The 11,972-nt window shown below is 71.2% G+C and carries 14 protein-coding genes; 9 read left to right on the top strand and 5 right to left on the bottom strand.

Translation table 11 applies throughout. The features are described from left to right. Positions 1-99: 99 nt before the first annotated feature. Together FVE89_RS00845 and FVE89_RS00840 are read left to right on the top strand one after the other, a co-directional pair. Entirely contained in the window at positions 100-1,029 is a 930-nt protein-coding gene (locus tag FVE89_RS00845; RefSeq protein ID WP_160532365.1) for an oxidoreductase, read from the top strand. 78 nt (positions 1,030-1,107) lie between these two features. Next, positions 1,108-2,583 (top strand): protein adenylyltransferase SelO, encoded by a 1,476-nt coding sequence (locus FVE89_RS00840; RefSeq protein WP_160532364.1) that lies wholly within the window; start codon positions 1,108-1,110, stop codon positions 2,581-2,583. 7 nt (positions 2,584-2,590) lie between these two features. Here FVE89_RS00840 and FVE89_RS00835 read toward each other — a convergent pair whose 3' ends face one another. Continuing rightward, positions 2,591-2,806, bottom strand: a complete 216-nt coding sequence (locus FVE89_RS00835; RefSeq protein ID WP_160532363.1) for a hypothetical protein — start codon at positions 2,804-2,806, stop codon at positions 2,591-2,593. Between the two features lie 316 nt (positions 2,807-3,122). On the opposite strand from FVE89_RS00835, the gene FVE89_RS00830 reads away from it, so the two are divergent. From FVE89_RS00830 to FVE89_RS00800, 7 genes are all read left to right on the top strand, one after another. Then, the gene (locus FVE89_RS00830) at positions 3,123-4,031 is read left to right on the top strand and encodes an ABC transporter substrate-binding protein (RefSeq protein WP_160532362.1); all 909 of its coding nucleotides are present in this window, start codon (positions 3,123-3,125) and stop codon (positions 4,029-4,031) included. A gap of 110 nt (positions 4,032-4,141) precedes the next feature. Then, positions 4,142-5,359, top strand: coding sequence for an ABC transporter permease (locus FVE89_RS00825; RefSeq protein WP_160532361.1), 1,218 nt, complete (start codon positions 4,142-4,144; stop codon positions 5,357-5,359). Positions 5,360-5,370: 11 nt separating this feature from the next. Continuing rightward, a complete protein-coding gene (locus FVE89_RS00820; RefSeq protein ID WP_160532360.1) occupies positions 5,371-6,303 on the top strand; it encodes an ABC transporter ATP-binding protein in 933 nt (310 codons plus the stop codon). Next, positions 6,300-7,043 (top strand): ABC transporter permease, encoded by a 744-nt coding sequence (locus FVE89_RS00815; protein ID WP_160532359.1) that lies wholly within the window; start codon positions 6,300-6,302, stop codon positions 7,041-7,043. The genes FVE89_RS00820 and FVE89_RS00815 overlap by 4 nt, the downstream gene beginning before the upstream one ends. Before the next feature lie 254 nt (positions 7,044-7,297). Then, positions 7,298-7,519 (top strand): hypothetical protein, encoded by a 222-nt coding sequence (locus FVE89_RS00810; protein ID WP_160532358.1) that lies wholly within the window; start codon positions 7,298-7,300, stop codon positions 7,517-7,519. 440 nt (positions 7,520-7,959) lie between these two features. After that, positions 7,960-8,529 carry a hypothetical protein gene (locus FVE89_RS00805; protein ID WP_246730434.1) on the top strand — a complete coding sequence of 190 codons (570 nt, stop codon included), beginning with the start codon at positions 7,960-7,962 and terminating at the stop codon, positions 8,527-8,529. 57 nt (positions 8,530-8,586) lie between these two features. Then, positions 8,587-9,018 carry a hypothetical protein gene (locus FVE89_RS00800; protein WP_160532357.1) on the top strand — a complete coding sequence of 144 codons (432 nt, stop codon included), beginning with the start codon at positions 8,587-8,589 and terminating at the stop codon, positions 9,016-9,018. Between the two features lie 223 nt (positions 9,019-9,241). Here FVE89_RS00800 and pcaD read toward each other — a convergent pair whose 3' ends face one another. The 4 genes from pcaD to FVE89_RS00775 all read right to left on the bottom strand — a co-directional run bounded on the left by pcaD (position 9,242) and on the right by FVE89_RS00775 (position 11,725). Beyond that, the gene (gene pcaD, locus FVE89_RS00795; RefSeq protein ID WP_160532356.1) at positions 9,242-10,033 is read right to left on the bottom strand and encodes a 3-oxoadipate enol-lactonase; all 792 of its coding nucleotides are present in this window, start codon (positions 10,031-10,033) and stop codon (positions 9,242-9,244) included. A 157-nt stretch (positions 10,034-10,190) separates the two neighbouring features. Beyond that, complete coding sequence (locus FVE89_RS00785) at positions 10,191-10,490, bottom strand: hypothetical protein (RefSeq protein ID WP_342389775.1); 300 nt, start codon at positions 10,488-10,490, stop codon at positions 10,191-10,193. Positions 10,491-10,647: 157 nt separating this feature from the next. Beyond that, positions 10,648-10,908 (bottom strand): hypothetical protein, encoded by a 261-nt coding sequence (locus tag FVE89_RS00780; protein ID WP_160532355.1) that lies wholly within the window; start codon positions 10,906-10,908, stop codon positions 10,648-10,650. A gap of 496 nt (positions 10,909-11,404) precedes the next feature. After that, the gene (locus tag FVE89_RS00775; protein WP_246730433.1) at positions 11,405-11,725 is read right to left on the bottom strand and encodes a hypothetical protein; all 321 of its coding nucleotides are present in this window, start codon (positions 11,723-11,725) and stop codon (positions 11,405-11,407) included. Positions 11,726-11,972 lie beyond the last annotated feature (247 nt).

Raw genomic sequence — 11,972 nt, 5'->3', positions numbered from 1 at the left:
GCGGAAGCGGACACCGGAGAGCGCGCAGGAACAAAGGCTGCGTGCCGCGAACCGCCCCGGTTCCGGCGTATTAGCGTCAGGGTGGAGATCCGACGGACCATGCCCGAAACCCGGTGGACGACGATCGCGATGCCGAGCCAGGCCGGGCGGCTCGCGATCGTCACAGGCGCCACGAGCGGGATCGGCTACGAGGCCGCCCTTGCGCTCGCGGGGGCCGGGGCCGAGGTCGTGCTCGCCGCCCGCAACGCCGCGAAGGCCGAGCGCGCCCTGGCGTCGATCCGGCACCGGCACCCGAATGCGCGGCTCGCCGTCGATCTCCTCGACACCGCCCGCCTCGCCTCCGTCCAGGCCTTCGGCGACCGGTGGCGGGCCGAGGGGCGGCCGGTCGACATCCTGCTGCTCAACGCCGGCATCGCCAGCGTGCCCCGCCGGGAGGAGACCGAGGACGGGTTCGAGCGTCAGCTCGGCACGAACTATCTGGGCCATTTCGCCCTCACGGGGCTCCTCCTCCCCTTCGTCGCGCGGCGGCCCACGTCCCGGATCGTCCCGGTGGCGAGCCTCGCCCATCGGCCCGGGCGGATCCATTTCGACGATCTGCAGCTTCGGCAATCCTACGGTCCGCAGAAGGCCTATCGGCAGTCGAAGCTCGCCATGCTGATGTTCGGGCTCGAACTCGACCGGCGGCTGCGGGCGGCGGGTGTGCCGATCCGGTCGATCCCAGTCCATCCCGGCGCGGCCCGGACCGACGTCTTCCGGCGCGGCGACCGGGCCGGCCCGATCCAGCGGCTCGCCGGGCACGCGATCTTCTCGGTGATCGGCCAATCCGCCGCGGATGGGGCGCTGCCGCTGCTCTTCGCCGCCACGGCGCCGGAGGCCGAGGGCGGAGCCTATTACGGCCCGGACGGCATCTGGGAACTCCGCGGCCACCCGACCCGCGCCGACATCGCGCCTCAGGCCCAGGACAAAGCGGCGGCGGAGCGGCTCTGGTCGCTGTCGGAGACGCTGACCGGGACGGCCTGCACGGTCTGACCGGATCCCCGCCCCGCTTGCCTGCCCCGCTTGCCTGCCCCGCTTGCCCGCCGCGACGCCCCTTCATAGGTTCTTCCGATGACGGCCCTTCCCTTCGACAACAGCTACGCCCGCCTGCCGGAGCGCTTCTTCGCGCGCCGCCCGCCGACGCCGGTGGCGGGGCCTCGCCTGATCCGGCTGAACCGGGAGCTCGCCGAAGAGCTCGGCCTCGATGCCGACTGGCTCGCAGGTCCCGACGGTGTGGCGGCGCTCGCGGGGAACACGGTTCCGGAGGGGGCCGATCCGATCGCGGCGGCCTATGCCGGGCACCAGTTCGGGCAGTTCGTGCCGCAGCTCGGCGATGGCCGCGCGGTGCTGCTCGGCGAGGTGATCGACAGGACCGGCATCCGCCGCGACATCCAGCTCAAGGGCTCCGGCCCGACCCCGTTCTCCCGGCGCGGCGACGGGCGGGCGGCCCTCGGGCCGGTGCTGCGCGAGTACCTCGTCAGCGAGGCCATGGCGGCGCTCGGCATCCCGACCACCCGGGCGCTCGCCGCGATCGCGACCGGCGAGCCCGTGATCCGCGAGACCCTGCTGCCCGGCGCGGTCCTCACCCGCGTCGCGGCGAGCCACATCCGGGTCGGCACCTTCCAGTTCTTCGCCGCCAGGGGCGACGCCGAGGCCCTGCGGGCGCTCGCCGATCATGTCCTGGCTCGGCACTATCCCGACGCCGCGCAGGCGGAAAATCCCTACCGGGCGCTGCTCGACGCCGTCATCGCCGCCCAGGCCGAGCTGGTGGCGCGCTGGCTGCTCGTGGGCTTCGTCCACGGGGTGATGAACACCGACAACATGGCGGTGACCGGCGAGACGATCGATTACGGGCCCTGCGCCTTCCTCGACGCCTACGATCCCCGGACCGTCTACAGCTCGATCGACCAGACCGGGCGCTACGCCTACGGCCAGCAGCCGCGCATCGCGCTCTGGAACCTGACCCGCTTCGCCGAGACCCTGCTGCCGCTGCTCGCCGAGGCCGAAGCGGAGGCGGTCGCCGAGGCCGAGGCGGCGCTCGCCGGCTACGCGCCGCGTTTCGAGGCCGCCTATCACGGCGGTCTCAATCGCAAGCTCGGTCTGGGCGCGGTCCGGGAGGGCGATCCCGCGCTGGCGGGCGACCTCCTGAAGCGGATGGCCGAGAACCAGGCCGATTTCACCCTGACCTTCCGGACCCTCTCCGGGGCGGCGCAGGGGCCGGAGGGCGACGGGGCCGTGCGCGACCTGTTCGTCGATCCGACCGCCTACGACGGCTGGGCCGCCGGCTGGCGGGCGCGACTCGCGGAGGAGGCCCGCGACCCGGCCGAGACCGCCGCCGGGATGCGGGCGGTCAACCCGGCCTTCATCCCCCGCAACCATCAGGTCGAGGCGATGATCGCGGCGGCCGTGGAGCGGGAGGACTTCGCGCCCTTCGAAACCCTGCTCGCCGTGCTGGCGCGGCCCTACGCCGACCAGCCGGAGCACGCCCGCTTCGCGCAGGCGCCGGAGGGCGGCGGAATCGGCTACCGGACCTTCTGCGGCACGTGAGCCGGTCTCAGGCCTGCGGCCAGGTATAGATCTCGTGCACGGAGCCGTCGGTCCGGAACCAATGCACCCGCGTGGCCGGATTGAAGCCGTGATCCCGATACGAGGTGGCGATCACCGACACGAGGGAGGCCGCCAACGCGCGGTCCTGGATGTCGTAGGCGAGGAGTTGTGGGGCGCGCCCCTCATTCCGGGCGAGATCGCGGACGAAGATCGAATACGACATGCCTCCGACTCGGCTCCATTTGAAATAACCTGCACGTGAATATATCGTTCGGATCGGAGATGTTCATCGAAAGCTCATGTCAAGGTTAAGGAGTTTTAACTGGATTTCGACGACTTGCTTGAGTTTCGATCGAGATCGTCTCCGCTCTTGGCGCCCGATCGGGACGTCAATACAGGGCGCGGACCACCACGACGTTCAGCCACGGGCAGGCCGGCATCGCCGCGCCGGGTCCGGACCGGACGGCGGCCGGTCCGGACCCGATCCTGACCGCGGAACCGGACGCGCCGGGCCCGCCCGGACAGGAGCTTCCGGGACGATGGGCAAGCGGATCCTCGCGGGGCTCGTCGCGCTGCTCGTCGGCCTGTCAGGCGCACGGGCGGGTCCCGTCGTGGTCGCCTCCAAGCTCGACACCGAGGGCGGCGTTCTCGGCGCCATCATCCTGCAGGCGCTCAGGGCCAGGGGCATCCCGACCGTCGACAGGACCCAGCTCGGGGCGACGTCGATCGTGCGCCAGGCCCTGCTGGAGGGCCAGATCGACATCTATCCGGAATATACCGGCAACGCGGCGTTCTTCTTCGGACGACAGGATCTCCCGGTCTGGAAGGACGCGCGGGCCGCCTACGAGACCGCCCGGAGCCTGGATCTCAACGCCAACGACCTCGTCTGGCTGACACCCGCCTCGGCCGACAACACCTGGGCGATCGCGGTGCGGGCCGAACTCGCCCGGGCCAACGGCCTGACGACCATGAGCGATTTCGGCCGCTTCGTGGCCGGCGGTGGCGCGATCAAGCTCGCCGCCTCCGCGGAATTCGTCTCCGCGCCGGCCGCGCTCCCGGCCTTCAGCCGGGCCTACGGCTTCACGCTCAGACCGGACCAGCTCATCATCCTGGCGGGCGGGGACACCGCCGCCACGATCGCGGCGGCGGCGCGGGGCACCTCCGGGACCAACGCCGCCATGGTGTTCGGGACCGACGGCAGCCTCGCCGCCGCCCGCCTCGTGGTGATGGCGGACGATCGGGGCGTCCAGCCGGTCTACCAGCCGGCGCCTCTGGTTCGCGGGACTGTCCTGCGGGCGCATCCGGAGATCGCCACGGTGCTCGACCCGATCTTCCGCCGACTCGATCTCGCGACCCTGCGCGACCTCAACGGCCGGGTGCAGATCGGCGGCGAACCCGCCTCCGCGGTGGCGGCGGACTTTTTGAAGGCGTCGGGATTCGTACCCTGAGGCCGGGCCGCGCTCTCCGCCGAACCGGTGTCCATGTCCACTTCGGCGGAGCGCGCGCTAAGTCCAGGCGACGCGCGGCCAAGCTCCTGGGCCGCGCCCGGAGTCTCGGGATGGGCCAACCCTCTGCGGCCGGCACGGGCATCGACGCCCACCCGGCCGGCCGGATCGCCTCCGGCCTCGATCCGCTGGGCGCGGCCCTCGCTGCCATGCTGGCCGTCGGCCTCCTCGCGCTGCCGCTGATGATCGCGCGGCCGAACCGGATCGCCGAGGGCACCGCGCTGATGGCGTGGTCGGCGCTGCCAACCGGCCCGGCGCTGGCGCTCCTCGCCGTCTCAGGGCTCGCCGCGCCGCTGCTGGCGCTCCGGATCCCGCCGGCCCTCCGGCTCGCCGCGGGGGCGGCCGCGCTGCTGCTCCTCGGCCTCGCGGCCGGCTGGGCGGCCGATCACCTGACCCCGCCCGGCGACCGCTACAGCCGGGTCTCGCCGGATTCCGGCTGGTGGCTGGCCGTCGCGGCCGCCGGCCTCGCCGCGGGCGACGGGCTGGCGCGGCTGCGGCCCGGCCCCGGGATGCGGGTCGCGGCTCTCATGGCCCTCGCGATCCTGGCGGGGCTCGCCCTCCGGTCCGGCTTCTGGGACAACCTCTCGGTGATGCGGGAATATGCCGGCCATTCGGACACGTTCGGCCGGGAGGTCCGGACCCATCTCGGCCTCGCCCTGTCGTCGGTGGCGGCCGCGGCCCTCGTCGGCATCCCCGCCGCCGTCCTGGCACGCCCGGTCCCGCCCCTGCGGCGGATTCTGCTCACCGGCCTCAACGTGCTGCAGACCATCCCCTCCATGGCGCTGTTCGGGATGCTGATCGCGCCGCTCGCCTGGATCGGCCGCACGATCCCCGGAGCTTCGGAGTTCGGGATCGCCGGGATCGGCCCCGCCCCGGCCTTCGTGGCGCTGTTCGCCTACGCGCTCCTGCCCGTGGCGGCCGCGACCGTGGCGGGGCTCGACGCCGTGCCCGAACCGGTGCGGGACGCGGCACGCGGCGTCGGGATGACCGGCCGCCAGCGCCTCCTCCAGGTCGAGCTGCCGCTGGCGCTCTCGGGCCTCCTCACCGGGATCCGCATCGTCCTCGTCCAGAATATCGGGCTCGCGGTGATCGCGGGCCTCGTGGGCGGCGGCGGCCTCGGCGTGTTCGTCTTCCAGGGCATCAGCCAGAATGCGGGCGATCTCGTCCTGCTCGGGGCGCTGCCGACGGTCGCGCTGGCGAGCGGCTCTGCCGTGCTGCTCGACGCCGCGATCGCGGTGAGCCGCGGCCGGGCCGTCGAGCCGCGCCCGTGAGGCCGGATCCGATGATCGAACTCGCCGGCGTCAGCCGCGTCTTCGGCGCCAGGGCGGTTGTGTCCGACGTCAGCCTGAGGGTCGCGGCCGGCGCGATCCTGACGGTGGTCGGCACCTCGGGGTCTGGCAAGACGACCCTGCTGCGGATGATCAACCGCCTCGTCGAGCCGAGCGCCGGGACGGTCCGGATCGCGGGCCGGGACATCCGGGAGGTCGCCCCGCACGTCCTGCGCCGGGGGATCGGCTACGCGATCCAGGGGCACGGCCTGTTCCCCCACCGCACCGTGGCGGAGAACATCGCGGTGGTGCCGCGGCTTCTCGGCTGGGACCGGCGGCGCATCGATGAACGGGTCGACGCGCTGCTCGGCCTGTTCAACCTCGATCCGGCCGCCTACCGGGACCGGTTCCCGGCGGCGCTCTCGGGCGGCGAGCAGCAGCGGATCGGCGTGGCCCGGGCGCTCGCCGCCGAGCCGCCGATCCTGCTGATGGACGAGCCCTTCGGCGCCCTCGATCCGATCATCCGCGGCCAGGCCCGGGCGGACCTGCGGGCGATCCAGCGGCGCACCGGCACCACCATCGTCCTGGTGACCCACGACATGGACGAAGCCCTGCAGCTCGGCGACCGGATCGCCGTGATGGACGGGGGCCGGCTCGTGCAGGAGGCCGACCCGGCGGCGCTGATCGGCGCCCCGGCGACGGATTTCGTCGGCGCCCTCCTCGGCGGCCGCGACCGGGCCTTCCAGCTCATGGCGCTGCGCGTCGTGGACGACCTCGTCGAGCCGGGCGAAGCGCCGGGCGAGCCGATCCCGGCGGGCACCTCGGTGCGCGCGGCCCTGGCCGAGAGCCTGTGGTCGCGCCGCCCCGCCCTGCCGGTCAGCCGGGACGGCGTGCGCCTCGGCCGGGTGACGCGCGCCGCCCTCGAGGCGCAGGGCGCCCGCCCGTGAGCCGTGCAGGATTCCTGGCGCATTGCGCGCTGCTGCTGCTCCTCGGCGCCTTCCTGCTGACGCCGCAGAGCTTCGCGGGCCTGTTTCGCCCCTTCGCGCCCGGCGACACGGCGCCGATCTACGCGCAGACCGCGCTGTTGACGCTCACGATCAACCACCTCCTGCTGGTTGCCGCCGCGACCCTGGCGGCGAGCGTGCTGGCCATCGGCTTCGCGGTCGCCGCGACGCGGCCGGCCGGACGCGACATCCTGCCGTTCGCCCGGGCCTTGGCCAATCTCGGCCAGACCTTTCCGCCGGTGGCGGTCCTGGCGCTCGCCGTGCCGGTCTTCGGGTTCGGGCCGGTGCCGACCCTCGTCGCCCTCGTGCTGTACGGGCTGCTGCCGATCTTCGAGACGACGCTCACCGGCCTCGAAGGCCTCGATCCGGCGCTGATGGACGCGGCGCGCGGCATGGGTCTCACCGACCGCCAGCGGCTCGTTCAGGTGGAGCTGCCGCTTGCCCTGCCGATGATCCTCTCGGGGGTTCGGCTCACGGCCGTGATCGGCCTCGCGACGGCGACCATCGGCTCGACGGTGGCGGCCAGCACCCTGGGCGAGGTCATCATCTCGGGCCTGCTCACGGGCAACACCGCCTACGTCCTCCAGGGCGGCCTCGTCGTCTCCGCGCTCGCCATCCTGCTCGACGCGACGATGCGCGCGCTCGAACATGGTGCGGCGCGGCGGTCTGGATTTCGTTCCTAAGATCGACTAACCGTCTCGCGGGGCCGTACGCGCGGCCCTGGGGCGTGGAATCCCCTGTCTGATGGTTGGTGTCGACCAGAACGACACCTGCACCTTGACCACACGGTCGGGGAGCCTGCGGCGTATGTCCAGGCGTTCCGGCGCTAAAGGTCGTAGGGACCGTTCAGACACGGTTTTCCAACTCCCCGACTCTGTAGGTCGATGGCTCGTTCGCGGGGGCGCACCGCGGACCACAGCCAGCCGGGGGGCGGGTGATGGCATCCATCGATCCCGAACTGCGCAGGCGCCAGCTCGCCAAGCTGCGTGCGGCCTATGACGCCAGCCCGCGCCTCGCGGATGCCGACATCGTCGGGACCAGCATCGCGCGGCATTCGCGAGCGCTGCTCGGGCGGATCCTCCTCGCCTTGAGCGGCCCGCACGGCGGCGCAGGCGCACCGATGAGCCGGCCGGACGGCAAGACCTGCGCCGACGTTTAAACTGTCGCCCTGCCGCCGCGGATCCGTTTCTAGCCGCGCTCACAGGAACGACCCGGACCGCAGGATGCGGTAAAATCCAATCCGTAACAAAGTCCTTGCGATCCACACAACTAATAATGTCAGACTAATATATAGAAAATGTTTATTTTCGCATAATAATAACTTTTTCAAATACAGTTATTTCTTTGAATTTCTCTTCACGGCAGAGACTCGATTTGGCCTATTCGATCGTCGGTGGCAGTTTTTCAATTATAATCTGCAAAAAACCGGCGAATTGCAATTTTACCCGCCACGATCGACCGGTATATCAAAAAATATAGTGTTGAATCGATAGGGCGGCGGCATCACTCTTCGCATGGCGCCGATGATTCGGCCGGCCGGATCTCGGCCAGGAAGTCCCGTGCCGGCCCGTCTCGCATGCGCCAGACTGGGAGGTCGTCATGATGTGCAGAGAAATCGCGTTCGCCTCACCCGCGCCATGTTCGGCAGCGGCGCTCGGCCTGCTGCTCCTCGGCTCCGCCACGGCCGGCGCCGAGGACATGCCGCGGCAGGGGGATTTCCGGATCACCTACACCTCGACGGTGGTGGGGGCGCCGAAGCCCGTCACCATCGGCGAGAACCGCGTGGCCTCGGCCACGATCAACATGATGACCGCGGTCAACGAATCCGGCGGCAAGCTCCTGCACAACATGGCCGGGCGCTGCACCTCCGCGCCGACGATCGACACCGGCGCCAAGACCCTGGAGAACCACGGCTATTGCGACTACGTCGATGCCGAGGGCGACCACGTGTTCGAGAAGTGGGACTACCCGCTTCAGCCGCTCGCCGCGGTGAGCGAGGGGACGGGCACGTGGATCGGCGGGACCGGCAAGTTCGCGGGCCTGTCCGGCACGATGACGATCCGCTCGCGCCGGCTGAACACGCTGACGGAGGGCGCCGTCCAGGTCGTCGGCGAGAAGCTCGGCAGCTACAGCTTCACCGACACCGTGGCGAGCGCCAAACCGGACTGAGCGAGCCGGATCGAGAACCGGCGGGACGGCGGGTCGTCCGGGCGCTATACGCGCCCGATGACGCCCGCCGACCGAGACCGGTTCGAGAAGTGCCTCACGCTCGCCGCGCAGGGCGCGACCTCGGGCGAGCGCGCGGCCGCGCAGGCCGCCGCCGCCCGCATCGCTGCCGGCGCCGGCCTGACGCTCGCCGAGGCGATGCGCGCCATCCGGCCATCGCGGCCGGAGGCCGCGCCCCGGCCGACGCCGCGGCGCGCCTATGCCTGGGCCCAGCCGAAGGAGCCGGTGAAACCCATCACGGTCGAGGAATTGCTGCGCCAGAAAGCCGAGACCGAGGCGTGGCGCAAGCGGGCGGCCGCCCGGGCGAAGCGCCGCAGCCGGCAGGCGCAGCCGGACCAGGAGGCCTACATGGCCGCGCAGCGCGCCCGGCAGGCCGAGCGCGACCGCGCCTGGGCGCAGGCTCGGGCCGCGGCGGAGCCCGACGACCCGTAGAGACGCGATCGATCGGATCGCCGAGCGATTCGCGATGCGAGACAAGGCTCGGGGCGGCCGTCCGACCCACCCCCTCATCGCTGAGGCGCCGGAGCGCAGCGCAGGCCTCGCAGGAGCTCCTCTTCGCGGCCCGCTGCGCGGTCATCTCAGCGATGAGGGGATGGGTTGGACGGCCGTTCTCTGGATGAGCCCCCTGCCTGAACCATCGCGACGGAGCACGGCTCTACGACATGGGCGCCTCGCCGAAGAACGCCAGCAGCGCCGCGTTGAACCGCGCGACATCCTCCAGGTTCGTCAGGTGGGCGCCGCTCAGTTCGCGGTACTGCGCATCGGGGATGTTGCCGGCCAGGAAGCGGCCCTCGGCCGCCGGCGTCGAAAGGTCGTGCGTCCCGGCGATCACGAGCGTCGGCACGGCGATCCGCGCGAGATCGGCGCGGAAATCGGCATCGCGCACCGCCAGGCACGCGCCCGCGTAGCCCTCGGCAGCCGTGGCCGCCAGCATCCGGCGCAGGCTGGATGCGAGGTCGGGATGGGCGGCCGCGTAATCCGCCGTCAGCCAGCGCGCGGCCAAGGCATCGGCGATGCTGCCGACGCCATCGGCGCGGACCGCCGCGACGCGGTTGGTCCAGTTCTCCGGGGGGCCGATATACGCGGCCGTGTTGCACAGGGCGAGGCGCGCCAGACGCTCCGGATGGTTCAGGGCGAGCCATTGCCCCGTCAGGCCGCCCATCGACACGCCGGCAAAATGTGCCCGGCCGAGGCCGAGATGGTCCAGCAGGCCGATCACGTCCCGGCCGAGCTGGGCGATCGTGTAGGGTCCCGGCGCGACTTCCGATTGCCCGTGCCCGCGGGTGTCGTAGCGGACCAGGTGGAAGCGGCGCGCCAGGGGCTCGACCTGCGGCGCCCACATGTCCAGCGACGCGCCCAGCGAGTTGGACAGCACGAGCGCGGGGTGCGCCGGATCGCCATCCGTCCGGTAGTGCAGCCGGATTCCGTCGAGGTCCGCAAAAGCCATCCGGCTCCTCCCGTTTTCTGAAGTCAGCATCTGCCGTCGCGATAGGCCTTGCGCCAGCGCCGGATCGCGACCCGCTCGAACAGATCCACCTGAAGGAACGGATCCGCCGCGATGCGTGCCGCGGCCTCGCCTTCGAGCAGATGCGGCGCGGACGCGTTCAGGGCCGGAGCGCGTGCCCGTGCCGGACCCTCCGGTGATGCCGGTGATGGGCCTGGGGCGGCGGTGCGACCGTCGGCGCTGCGGCGGGCGGTGGGGCGACGCCGTCATGGGCCGCGACGACCCGCCGGGCCTCCTCGACGCTCATGTCGCAGGCGCTCGTCATGCCCTGCAGCGCTCCGAGGGCGCGATTGTATTCGGGCAAATTGGTGCAGCCGGGAACGCCCCAGGCCCAGGCCGGAGCCGGGGCGGCGCTCATCATCGCCAGCGCGAAGCCGGCCAGACCGTTCCTGAACGACACGTCCGTCCTCCCGTAACCGAGCGCCGGCTCGCCGGATCCCGCCGCCTGCCAAGCGACGATCCCGATGATCGGTTCGCCCCGGCGAAGCGGGATGCGGCGTTTTACGGCATCCCGGCGAGGACGGCCTTCGGTGCGGCAGCGCGTCGACGGCCGACGCTCAGGCCGCCCGAAGCAGATCGCCAGGCCGGGAGAAGGTGAATACGCGCCTGTAGAAGTAGATGCCGCGATGCCGCATGGCTTCATTGGCCTCGTCGAGATCGAAGCCGCACAGTTTATCCCGCGAGGTATCGATGCAATTCACGTAACGCCACTGCACGCCGTCGATCATCCGAGGGATCGGCTGATCCTGACGGACCGCACAGAACTGCTGGGCATCGGCCGACTTGGCAAAGATATAGAAGGTCTTCCGCGCGCACATCGGAACCTCCAAAGCACTTTGGGGCGTATCTACGACGCAACGGTCAAGTTTAAAACCGATTCGACGACAATCGTCAAGCTTATGCCACATTCTCGCCACGGATGGGGCAACGGGTCACGCGCGCCACGCGGCGGCCTCCTGGAGGGGCCTGCCCTGTCGACGACGTCGACAGACAGGATCTCCACGGTCCCTGAGCGGCAGCCGCGCCCGCGCCGACCAGGACATCCGCGGCGATCAGGCATTTCCCGGCAGGTCGGCGGCACGTCATTGCGTTCTCCCGGGCCGTCCCTTTCCGGGAGCATGACATCGGCCGTCCCGCCCCGGAATCACCGGCCCCGAAGGCTCGTTACAATCCCGCAGCCCGCTTCACGCCGGCCAGTGCTTGAGTGAAGCTCCAGAGCCGGGCCCGATCGCGCTGCAATCGAGCACGGCTCTAAGCCTTCGTTTCAACGCCGTCTCTTGCGCCGAACCGGCGTCCACTTCGGCGGAGAGCGCTCTAAAGACAGCCGATGCGCCGCAGGGCGCCGATCAGCTTGCGCCCGACGCGGTAGCCGTTGAGGGATTCGGACCCGAGGATCTGGACGCTCTCGGTCCCGGCGGTCCGGCCGTAGAGGAACAGGTGAAAGTTCGGCTCCGGCTGCTCCGGCGGCGTCGCGCTGACTTGGCCGCAGAACGCGACGTCGCGACCGGTTTCGCCCGTCATCGGCCTCACCTTGCGGAACCGGACGAGGGGCGCATCCGGGAACTCGGCGGCGACCCTGGCCCGCATCTCGGATTCGGGCGGCACACCGAAATCCGGGCGATCCGGTGCGAGCATCCCAAGGGCGTCCTCCCCGCGGGCGGCCGGTGACGCGAGCAGAAGCACCAGCAGCGGCGCGATCCGCAGGCCGACGCGCCCTGCACCCGGATGGGCGCGGGGTGCAGCCCAAAGCGGGTGCCCGGCTGCGGCCGGTTCTTCGGCCTGTCGACGCGGGGGCAGAGGATCTGCTCCTTGGAGAGACTTCTGGCGGCACGGAGATAGTATTGGAGCACGAAGATCGATTGAGAGAAAGCCGCGGCGCCCG

Source organism: Methylobacterium sp. 2A (assembly GCF_009806555.1).
In the GTDB taxonomy this organism is placed as follows: domain Bacteria; phylum Pseudomonadota; class Alphaproteobacteria; order Rhizobiales; family Beijerinckiaceae; genus Methylobacterium.
Note: the sequence above shows the minus strand (reverse complement) of the source record. Positions and strands in the feature narration are given on the sequence as shown.

Excerpts from the sequence above, each read along its gene's own strand:
- pcaD (WP_160532356.1), bottom strand. The coding sequence starts at position 10,033 with ATGGCTTTTGCGGACCTCGACGGAATCCGGCTGCACTACCGGACGGAT.
- FVE89_RS00825 (WP_160532361.1), top strand. The coding sequence starts at position 4,142 with ATGGGCCAACCCTCTGCGGCCGGCACGGGCATCGACGCCCACCCGGCC.
- FVE89_RS00775 (WP_246730433.1), bottom strand. The coding sequence starts at position 11,725 with ATGCTCGCACCGGATCGCCCGGATTTCGGTGTGCCGCCCGAATCCGAG.
- FVE89_RS00845 (WP_160532365.1), top strand. The coding sequence starts at position 100 with ATGCCCGAAACCCGGTGGACGACGATCGCGATGCCGAGCCAGGCCGGG.
- FVE89_RS00835 (WP_160532363.1), bottom strand. The coding sequence starts at position 2,806 with ATGTCGTATTCGATCTTCGTCCGCGATCTCGCCCGGAATGAGGGGCGC.
- FVE89_RS00780 (WP_160532355.1), bottom strand. The coding sequence starts at position 10,908 with ATGTGCGCGCGGAAGACCTTCTATATCTTTGCCAAGTCGGCCGATGCC.
- FVE89_RS00830 (WP_160532362.1), top strand. The coding sequence starts at position 3,123 with ATGGGCAAGCGGATCCTCGCGGGGCTCGTCGCGCTGCTCGTCGGCCTG.
- FVE89_RS00805 (WP_246730434.1), top strand. The coding sequence starts at position 7,960 with ATGATGTGCAGAGAAATCGCGTTCGCCTCACCCGCGCCATGTTCGGCA.
- FVE89_RS00800 (WP_160532357.1), top strand. The coding sequence starts at position 8,587 with ATGACGCCCGCCGACCGAGACCGGTTCGAGAAGTGCCTCACGCTCGCC.
- FVE89_RS00810 (WP_160532358.1), top strand. The coding sequence starts at position 7,298 with ATGGCATCCATCGATCCCGAACTGCGCAGGCGCCAGCTCGCCAAGCTG.
- FVE89_RS00820 (WP_160532360.1), top strand. The coding sequence starts at position 5,371 with ATGATCGAACTCGCCGGCGTCAGCCGCGTCTTCGGCGCCAGGGCGGTT.
- FVE89_RS00840 (WP_160532364.1), top strand. The coding sequence starts at position 1,108 with ATGACGGCCCTTCCCTTCGACAACAGCTACGCCCGCCTGCCGGAGCGC.